The 9237-nt window shown below is 46.6% G+C and carries 10 protein-coding genes; 8 read left to right on the top strand and 2 right to left on the bottom strand.

All coding sequences use genetic code 11. The features are described 5' to 3' along the window. Positions 1 to 90 precede the first annotated feature (90 nt). Both CAG69_RS06135 and CAG69_RS06130 read left to right on the top strand, forming a co-directional pair. Positions 91 to 1608 (top strand): phospholipase D family protein, encoded by a 1518-nt coding sequence (locus CAG69_RS06135; RefSeq protein WP_161443192.1) that lies wholly within the window; start codon positions 91 to 93, stop codon positions 1606 to 1608. A gap of 89 nt (positions 1609 to 1697) precedes the next feature. After that, a complete protein-coding gene (locus CAG69_RS06130; protein ID WP_161443190.1) occupies positions 1698 to 2285 on the top strand; it encodes a class I SAM-dependent methyltransferase in 588 nt (195 codons plus the stop codon). A gap of 49 nt (positions 2286 to 2334) precedes the next feature. Here CAG69_RS06130 and CAG69_RS06125 read toward each other — a convergent pair whose 3' ends face one another. Continuing rightward, positions 2335 to 2805 carry an ASCH domain-containing protein gene (locus CAG69_RS06125; RefSeq protein ID WP_161443188.1) on the bottom strand — a complete coding sequence of 157 codons (471 nt, stop codon included), beginning with the start codon at positions 2803 to 2805 and terminating at the stop codon, positions 2335 to 2337. Between the two features lie 200 nt (positions 2806 to 3005). Between CAG69_RS06125 and CAG69_RS06120 the strand changes: the two genes are divergently transcribed. Then, positions 3006 to 3851 (top strand): tetratricopeptide repeat protein, encoded by an 846-nt coding sequence (locus CAG69_RS06120; RefSeq protein ID WP_005392681.1) that lies wholly within the window; start codon positions 3006 to 3008, stop codon positions 3849 to 3851. 13 nt (positions 3852 to 3864) lie between these two features. Beyond that, the gene (locus CAG69_RS06115; RefSeq protein ID WP_005373896.1) at positions 3865 to 4260 is read left to right on the top strand and encodes a DUF2391 family protein; all 396 of its coding nucleotides are present in this window, start codon (positions 3865 to 3867) and stop codon (positions 4258 to 4260) included. A gap of 9 nt (positions 4261 to 4269) precedes the next feature. Here CAG69_RS06115 and soxR read toward each other — a convergent pair whose 3' ends face one another. After that, a complete protein-coding gene (soxR, locus tag CAG69_RS06110) occupies positions 4270 to 4701 on the bottom strand; it encodes a redox-sensitive transcriptional activator SoxR (protein WP_005392679.1) in 432 nt (143 codons plus the stop codon). A 201-nt stretch (positions 4702 to 4902) separates the two neighbouring features. On the opposite strand from soxR, the gene CAG69_RS06105 reads away from it, so the two are divergent. The 4 genes from CAG69_RS06105 to dgcA form a co-directional block, all read left to right on the top strand. Then, on the top strand, positions 4903 to 6111 hold the full coding sequence (locus CAG69_RS06105; protein ID WP_161443186.1) for an MFS transporter: 1209 nt from the start codon (positions 4903 to 4905) through the stop codon (positions 6109 to 6111). Between the two features lie 140 nt (positions 6112 to 6251). Beyond that, the gene (locus tag CAG69_RS06100) at positions 6252 to 7133 is read left to right on the top strand and encodes a LysR substrate-binding domain-containing protein (protein WP_161443184.1); all 882 of its coding nucleotides are present in this window, start codon (positions 6252 to 6254) and stop codon (positions 7131 to 7133) included. A gap of 101 nt (positions 7134 to 7234) precedes the next feature. Beyond that, the gene (dgcN, locus tag CAG69_RS06095) at positions 7235 to 8239 is read left to right on the top strand and encodes an N-acetyltransferase DgcN (RefSeq protein WP_161443194.1); all 1005 of its coding nucleotides are present in this window, start codon (positions 7235 to 7237) and stop codon (positions 8237 to 8239) included. Positions 8240 to 8288: 49 nt separating this feature from the next. Then, positions 8289 to 9237, top strand: a 949-nt coding sequence (gene dgcA, locus CAG69_RS06090) for an N-acetyl-D-Glu racemase DgcA (RefSeq protein ID WP_161443182.1), incomplete at its 3' end; no start/stop codon positions are given.

Genomic DNA, 9237 nt, shown 5'->3' with positions numbered 1-9237 from the left:
CCCGTTATCCAACCTTGTTGGATGCACGCTGCGGCAACTTAGGTCTATAATTTCTGATAAGTAACACTCTGTAAGACAAGGAAATGTACTTTGTTACATACGCTCGCTAAGCTGCTCTTCCCCTCGCTGCTCACTATTTTATCGGCATGCTCATCCGTGTCATTGAACGATCCCAGTGAAAAGTCCACCAGCTTTCAGCTCGGTTATCAAAAGGATTCTGTTCTTGCGCAGTACTTTGAAGCTTACGGGAGAGACCCTAAGTCCATAACTGGCTTTGCACCGTTAAATCAAGGACACGATGCCCTTCTTGCTCGAACCTCTTTGATCGAGTCCGCCCAGAAAAGCCTTGATCTTCAATACTATATTTACCGTGGTGACGAAACGAGTCAGCTAATAACGTGGCGCTTGTATGAAGCGGCAAAGCGTGGAGTCCGAGTAAGGCTGTTGCTTGACGATATGCAAAAGCGAAACGATGACGTGATGGCTGCCCTCAATGCACATCCTAATATCGAAATCCGCTTATTCAATCCGCATCAGTATCGCGACTCCCGCTGGTTCGCTCTTGCTAGCGATTTTGAACGTCTTAACCGTCGTATGCACAATAAATCTCTGATTGCAGACAGTGTTTCTGCCATTGTCGGAGGTAGGAATATCGGCAATGAGTACTTTTCTTTTGAATCACAGGTCGAATTTGGTGATTTTGATCTACTGCTCTATGGTGAGGCGGTACAACAAACTGCAGATCAGTTCGACCTCTATTGGAATAGCGCCTATGCGATACCAATGGAATGGATAACACCGAATTCACAGCAAATTACCGACCAAGCGATTCAAAAGCAGGTCAATAAACTCCGGTTAGAGGAAAAGTTTTCAACCGGCCGCTATGACTTCACCCAACTGGATATGTACCAAGATCTAAAACAAGGCAAACTCAAGCTCTACTGGGGAGAAGCGAAAGTATGGTTTGATCTGCCCGATAAAGTCGCAACCCGAGAGAGCCAACTTATTGATAATTTGTCGGAACTGGTTAAAAGTGTTGAGGATTCATTTGTGCTCATTTCTCCCTATTTCGTTCCAACTGAAGCAGGTACTCAAGCATTAAGTAACGCGGCCAAGCGAGGCGTTGATATCACGATTGTGACCAATAGCCTCGCGTCTAACGATGTGTTTGCCGTGCATGGTTGGTACGCAAAATATCGAAAAGATCTACTCGAAGCTGGAATCAAGCTTTGGGAAGTAAAAGCGAGCGCAAAACTCAAAAGTAAGTGGAGCCTCACGGGGAGTAGCAGAGCAAGTTTACACGCTAAAGCAATGACGATTGATAACAAAACACTTTTCGTTGGTTCAATGAACTGGGACCCACGTTCGGCAGCTTTGAATACCGAAATGGCCGTTGTTATAGAACAGCCAGAATATGTGCAAATGTTTCTAGAACAACTGCCGAATCAACTGTCGAGTAACGCCTATGCCTTAACTCTGCGCGACGGGGACATTGTCTGGACCGACGTAAAAACAGGCGAAGAATACGACTCCGAACCAGAAGCAGGAGTATGGCGAAAAATGGGCGCTTGGTTCTCCGGCATATTGCCAATTGAAGATCAGCTATAACAATTGCCAATGTTTCAAAACCTCCCCGATAAAGCAATACAAGAATGGACACTAGATTTGGGGAAACACAATAAATACAAGGAAGTTCAATGTCAGCACAATGGAACGAGTACTATCAGAAAATTTTAAACCAACCTCACCGCCCAAACGTGGAAAATGCCGTAAACCTACTGAAACTCGAGAGCAAAGTCGCTCTTGATATTGGCTGCGGAATAGGTCGAGACAGTCACTTCCTCCTCGAACAGGGGTTTAACGTTCACGCATGTGATAGCCATGAAGATGCAGTAAAAACTTGTTTAACACGCTTTGAAGGCCATAAGCGTTTCTCAATTTCACAGTGCTGTTTTACTGAGTTTGACTACCCTCAATGCAGCCTAGTTATCGCGAATGCCAGTTTGTTCTTTTGCCCGGACGAAAGCTTTGAGCAAGTTTGGACCAAAATAGACAGTGCCTTACAACCTGGCGGTATCTTTTGCGGTGATTTCTTAGGAGTAAAAGACTCCTGGGTTGCATCAGAAATGCATCCGAACATTACCGCATTAACGAAAAAGGAAGTGGAAAGTTTATTCGCGGATTACGAACTCATTTCATTGAATGAAAGAGATGAAGACGGAACCACGGTAGTCGGAAGCCCAAAACACTGGCACATGTTTAGTGTAACCGCTCGCAAGCGCTAAAAGCGGCTCTCAAGAAAGCAGCACTTCAAATCAGTGCTGCTATCAGCGATTAATTGACTGGATACACCACTTCAAAACGCTCCAAAACTAGCGTACGTTTCTCATGCCAATCTATGTTCAACTCATCGCATTCAGCTTTAAAAAATGCAGTATGCGCATCACGCCACCAGTTTAAGGTTCTATCACCTTCGCCTTCTGCGTAGGCAAACTCTGCGGTTACATCCTCATATTTGCATGTACTTACGTCAGTAATTCGTATCACACAAACGGGGTCCCCATCCCAATTCGTGACGACTTGTAAATGACCGACTTGGGGCATGCTTTCGCCATGCTCTCGATACCAAAGCTCCAAACTGCAAGAGGCGGTTTTCTGTCCAATTCGAACCAAATCGGCGCATACGTTGGCGTTGTATTCATCGGCACAATAATAGTCAGCACTAACTGATGGTACGGCTGCTCTTTGTTCTGGTGATAATAATTTTAGATACTGCTCTAAGTAATCCTTAGCTCGCGCGTCCATGCTCACTCCATTAATCATAAATTCGCAAGGAGGATAAAAGATATCACGGCAAATAACCACCAGGAACAAACTGAAAAACAACAAGAATATGACTTTTACGTAGACGACAATTATTTCTTTTGTAATAACTTTGCTAAACGTTTGTGCTATTTGCTATTGTTGCATGGTCTATCTGTACTCTTCTCGTGAAAGGACGTTTTATGCGCTTATTTATTGGTATTTTTTTCTCGCTGATACTTGCCTTGCCGACGATGGCATCGGACGAAAAGTATTCAGAATCGGATCTGTTAGATAGACCATTAATGGAACGCTATATTTTAGATGAGCTAAAAGCACTACGTCAGGACTATCAGAGCCTAGAAAAACGAATGATCACAGAGATCACCGACCGCGAGCTGACGGTTGCGGATAAATCGTTGAACTATGCCAACGTGACCGTAACCTACTTCTTCTACATCATCGCAGGTGTCGCATCGCTGATCGCCTTTGTAGGCTGGCAATCTCTGCGTGAGTTTAAACACAACACCAAAGAGATGGCGGATAAACGATTAGAAAAGATCGCCCAAGAATACGAGAAGAAATTTGTAGCACTGGAGCGAGATTTAAAACGCAAAACTCGCATTATCAGTGAAAACAATAAAGAAATTGAGAAAATCAACGAGATCCATAACTTATGGTTGCGTGCGCAAAGCTCACAAACACCAGAGCAACGTATTGAAATCTATGATGAGATCTTGCTGATTCGCCCAGGTGATTTAGAAGCGTTGACTTACAAAGCAGATGCCGCGATGGAAATCAACGAATACCACTGGGCACTTAGCATCTGTAACCGCGTACTTGAAGTCGATTACACCAATGGTCCTGCACTGTATCAACGTGCTTGTGCATACTCTCGTCTTGGCATTGAAGAGCAAGCCATTGAAGACTTGGAACGCGCTATTGAATACAGCCCATCTATTCGTGACTTGCTTGCCGAAGAGCGAGACCTCGAATTGCTGCATGGTAACGAGCGCTTTGAAAAACTCTTACACCTAGCAAACGAATAATGGAATGAGCAGCATGAGTAGTCACTTTAACTTAGAAGACGCCAGCCAAGTGTTGGTTGGCGCTTTTGCCCTCGCCGTCCCCATCTCTTTTTCTGAAGAGGCGTGGCGACTGGGTGAAAGCTTGCCAATGGCAAACCTGCTCATGCTGTTAAGCCTTTCTGTCATTTTCCTCAGTTTTTTCGCCTATCAAAGCGTGTTCCAAAGCCACATCAAAAATCGCGTATCCATTTTTATTTTTCGTGTGGTTATCGCGTACCTCATTGCGGCCGTTGTGGTGGCGTTAGTTCTTTTCTGTCTTGATAAGCTGCCACTAATGAATGAGCCTTTGGTTGCGATAAAACGGGTCATCGTCATCACAATGCCGGCGTCAATGGGTGCAATTGTGGTGGACAGTTTCGACAAAGAATAGGAATAGCACCTACTCTTCTAACGTTAAATTAGAACCCGAGTGGTCTTTGCCTAACACATCTTCTGGGTTTCGCAGCGCGCAGGTTTCTAACGACAAACACCCGCAGCCAATGCATCCACCCAAATCGTTTTGCAGGGCTTTGAGCTTTTGAATTTTTTGCTCCAACTGTTCATGCCAATGACTCGCCATGACTTCCCATTGCTGTTTGTTTGGCGCTTGATGTTTCGGCAGCTCATCTAGCGCATGTTTGATTTCTTCTAACGACAACCCCACTTGCTGTGCCGCTTTAATCACCGCAACACGGCGCAACACACTTCGATGATAGCGACGCTGATTCCCTTGATTTCTCCAGCTCGAAATTAGTCCTTTTTGTTCATAAAAATGCAGGGCAGAGACTTTCACTCCGGAACGTTTTGCCACTTCTCCTACACTGATTTCCATCCTTGACTCCCTGTGTATCAATTTTGTTAAAAAAATGCTTTACCTCAAGTTTACTTGAGGTTTTAAAGTTGCACCATCTTAATTAACGCTAAACCCCGGCGATCTCAAGATAATGTGTTCAGCGCGAACGACTTGGTTGTTAAACACAAGACAGTTGGACATCAACCTTTTGAAATCCATCGGGAGTTAGAGGCAAACATAATGAAAAATAAAACTCAGCCGTACTTAGCTGGCCGCTTCTTCGACAGTATCTCATCTGGCTTGTTCATGATGGCACTGCCATGGGTCATGCTTTCCGAGCCCCAAATGGGCACATTCGTCGCTTTAGTTTCTCTGAGCTGCACCGCAATTTCTTTTCTGGCAACGCCTTTCTTTTCCACTTTAGTTGACCGACATTCACGCAAAGCACTCCTCATGCTCAATCAATGGATTCAATCGGGTATGGCTTTGGTGGTGTTCATTGCTTATTGGTTAGGGTTTGAGTCACACTGGTTGCTGGCTTTTGCGCAATTGGTGTATTGGGTTTCGAGTAATTTTGCATGGACGACCAACAATGCCTTCACCCAAGAAAATTATCAGCACCATGAGTATGCGCAAATTTCGGGTCAGCAAGAAATTGTAATGCAATCCACGACCCTCGGAGCTGGCGCGCTGGGTATTGTTTTGCTTGAAATGTGGGGCATGAAAGAGTTTGCTTTGTTTGCGGCCAGCGCCTCTGCGTTAGCGGCGATGTTCTATATTCTGACGCCTTATACCCAACAATTAAGGGCATCAAAATCCGTTGCTTTCATCGCGCAACTCAAAGAGAGCAAACACATATTCCGTCTCGAACCTCGATTTTATGGCTTTATTCTGCTCTCTTGCCTCTCTTATCCTGCATTGACGTATTTGAGCAAACTGGTGCCGATTTGGTTTTCTGAACAAGGCATCTCTGGCGATTGGTTTGCAGGGTTCAACATCAGTTTTGGCCTCGGCTCGTTGCTAACCGGCTTTATTGTCACCAAAGTGCTAAGCCGTGCCTCCCATAGCCACATTATGTTCGCTTCGATGGTTATGGTCTCTTTTGCGCTTATCGGGATGAGTTTTGCGATGAGCCCGCTGACCATCTTATTGTTTACGGCGCTGTTTGGCGTATTTAACGCGCTAAATCGCATTGCGAGAGTCAACTGGATGCATCACACCGTAGCGGTTCATCAACGAGGTCGCGTCGATGGCGGCATCAGCATGTTTGCCACCACCATTCAATCTCTCAGTTACGTCCTGATTGCAATATTGAGTCATTACGAGCTAACACAATACGGTTTTGCAATAGCAGCTGTTGTCATGGTGTTAGCAGTGGTATTGATGGGATTACTCAGCCGAGACGTCGAGCCGTTTAACGATCTGCCCCTTCATGCGGCTGCAAAGTAAAGCGGTATAAATAGATATGACGAAAAGGAAGACGACCAACATCGTCTTCCTAATTTTCTACACCAGCACTTTTTTCCTCTATCGCTCATCAGCAAGGTTGGGTATTCTGAGGCGACCAACATGAGCAGAAGGAATTCGCAGTGAACCTAAGACAATTGGAAGTCTTTTACGCCATTATGCAAGCAGGAACGGTGTCTGGTGCGGCTCGCTTACTACACGTTTCCCAGCCCAATGTAACTCGAGTTCTCGCCCATACAGAACAACAACTGAGCTTCGCTTTATTTGAGCGTGTAAAGGGGCGTCTCGTTCCAACTCAAGAAGCCAAAGCCTTATTGCCAGAGGCTGAAAAAGTCTATCAACAACTCGGACAATTTCGCTCTCTGACCAACAAAGTCAAACAGGGAACTCAACATTTACGAGTCGGTGCTCCGCCTGTTTTGGCCGCACACTTGTTAGCGCCGACTGTCGCGTTGCTGTCGAAAGAACACGGCATCTCCTTTGAGCTATTAACAGCTAATCGCGATGAGCTGTGCTCAGGTTTACTGAAACATGAATTGGATGTCGCCATTGCGTTCGGTGAAGAAACGCCACCAGCGATCATGGGGCACGTGTTATTGAAAGAAAACTTAGCACTGATCGCTCCTAAAAGCGCAGCGATACCCACAGAAAAAACCGTCATTTTAGAAGAACTCATCAGTCACGATTTACCCATTATCGGTTTAGATAGCCGAGACCCTCTGGGCTTATTGCTGCATCAAACCTTATCGGCGCGTGACGAGCATTATCAACATGCCATCACCGTGCGCAGCTACTCCGCAGCGGCTGAACTGGTGAAACACCAAGCAGGGTTCGCCATTGTAGACCCATGGACTGCAAAACAATATCGCCAAGATAATGCCGTCTCCGTGCATGCTTTGGAGCCAAACATGTCCTTCTCTGTCTCTATTTTATTCGCAGAGCACACGCCTCAATCCATTGCGACAAAGCAGTTTATCACCGCCCTAAAACAACAGATGGTTTAAAGGTATAACTTGAAGTTATACCTGCCTAACAAATAAGCATTCGGTTTCCTAAATCAGTCTGGCTACATTAATGAGCAATAACGATGACGAAGGGAACCATCATGCAAATTGCTCAACCTTACCTACTCTTTCTTGGCGATGTAACCGATCCACTCGCAGCAAAAACCGCGCGTGGCATATACCAATGGCGACCTGAGATTTGCCTTGGCCAAATCCGCCTGACGCCAGAAACCGTATCGCTTGGTTTAACCGACATGACACTACAACAAGCGCAGCAGCAAGGAGCAAAAACGCTGGTGCTTGGCACAGCAAACCCGGGGGGAGTCATTCCCGAAACTTGGCAAGCTACCTTACTTGAAGCGGCAGAAATGGGATTTGAAATTGCATCGGGCATGCACCAACGTTTGGCGGAGTTTACTTCTCTTGCCGATCTAGAACGACGCGGATTAACCAAACTGTATGATGTTCGCCATTATGATGCCCCGCTCAAGGTCGGCAATGGCAAAGCACGCGCAGGCAAGCGAGTACTTACTGTAGGGACAGATTGCTCCGTGGGCAAAATGTACTCTGCTCTTGCCATTGAGCATGCATTAAAGCGTAAAAACTGTCGCGCAGAGTTCAAAGCAACGGGTCAAACCGGAATTCTCATCGCAGGCAGTGGCATTTCAATTGATGCCGTAGTTGCCGATTTTATCTCCGGCGCAGTAGAAGCGATCAGCCCTGACTTCACTGACCACGATTGGGACATCATCGAAGGGCAAGGTTCATTATTTAACCCTTCGTTTGCTGGCGTAAGTTTGGGCTTACTTCACGGCGCACAAGCTGACGCTCTGATACTGTGCCATGAGATTGGTCGCCCGCACATCCGCAACTTACCACATGCGAACTTACCAACCATTGAACAAACGATAGAAGCGAATCTGGCCGCTGCTCGCCTAACAAATCCAAACGCACAATTAGTGGGTATTTGCTTGAACACTTCGGCGATCAGCGAAGAAGATGCAGCCCAGTTATGCCAGGATTGGAGCGACAAATACCAAGTGCTCGTCACCGACCCTGTGCGTTTTGGCGTAGATGCGGTTGCAGATAGGCTCCTTACGATTTAAGAAACATTTACGGTTTAGAAAATAACTGCGGTTGAGGGAAACTAGTGAGATGAAAATTCATGTAGAACCTGTCACGATTGCCATGGCGACACCATTTCGCATCTCTCGCGGCAGTCGGACAGAGTGCCACGTAGTCCGCGTGACAATTGAACATCGAGGCATGACCGCCCAAGGTGAATGCACGCCATACCCTCGTTATGGTGAATCGGTTGAATCGGTGATTAAGGCGATTTCTCACGCCGCGCATGAACTGCAAAGTTTGTATGCCAAAGGCGAAGCTGATGTCATGGTTCTCAAAAGCCAGCTTCAATCGTTATTGCCCGCAGGGGCGGCAAGAAATGCATTGGACTGCGCCCTTTGGCATCTTCACGCGCTTTTCAGCCACAAGCAACAGGTTCACGACCTCTTTACGTTACCAGAGGCGATTGTGACGGCGATGACGGTTTCTATCGACACGCCGCAAGCGATGGCAAAACAGGCGCAAGCTTACGTTAGTCAAGGCGCAAAACTGCTAAAGGTAAAACTGGATGGTGAACACGTGATTGAGCGCGTTGCAGCAGTACGCGATGCCGCGCCGCACGCACAAATTGTCTTAGATGCGAATGAAGCGTGGCAAAACCTCGACCTCGCGACGGTATTTGATCAACTCGAACCGTTTAATATCACCATGATCGAGCAACCGTTGCCACAAGACCGTGATGACGTACTCGCCAGCATTCCGCACCCCATTCCACTTTGCGCCGATGAAAGTTGCCACACCAGAGAGCAATTACCTCAGTTGGTTGGCAAATATGAAATGGTGAACATTAAGCTAGATAAAACGGGCGGGCTCAGTGAAGCATTATTGCTGGCCGACGATGCAAAAAAACTCGGTTTTAGCCTCATGTCCGGTTGTATGTTGGGGACGTCGCTGGCGATGCGTGCTGCGTTACCCATTGCTGCTCAGGCAAGCGTTGTCGATCTTGATGGCCCGGTGTTGCTCGGACAAGATGTAACGC

Origin of the sequence: Vibrio sp. V43_P6S15P86, assembly GCF_009904725.1 — a bacterium.
In the GTDB taxonomy this organism is placed as follows: Bacteria; Pseudomonadota; Gammaproteobacteria; order Enterobacterales; family Vibrionaceae; genus Vibrio; species Vibrio diabolicus.
Note: the sequence above shows the minus strand (reverse complement) of the source record. Positions and strands in the feature narration are given on the sequence as shown.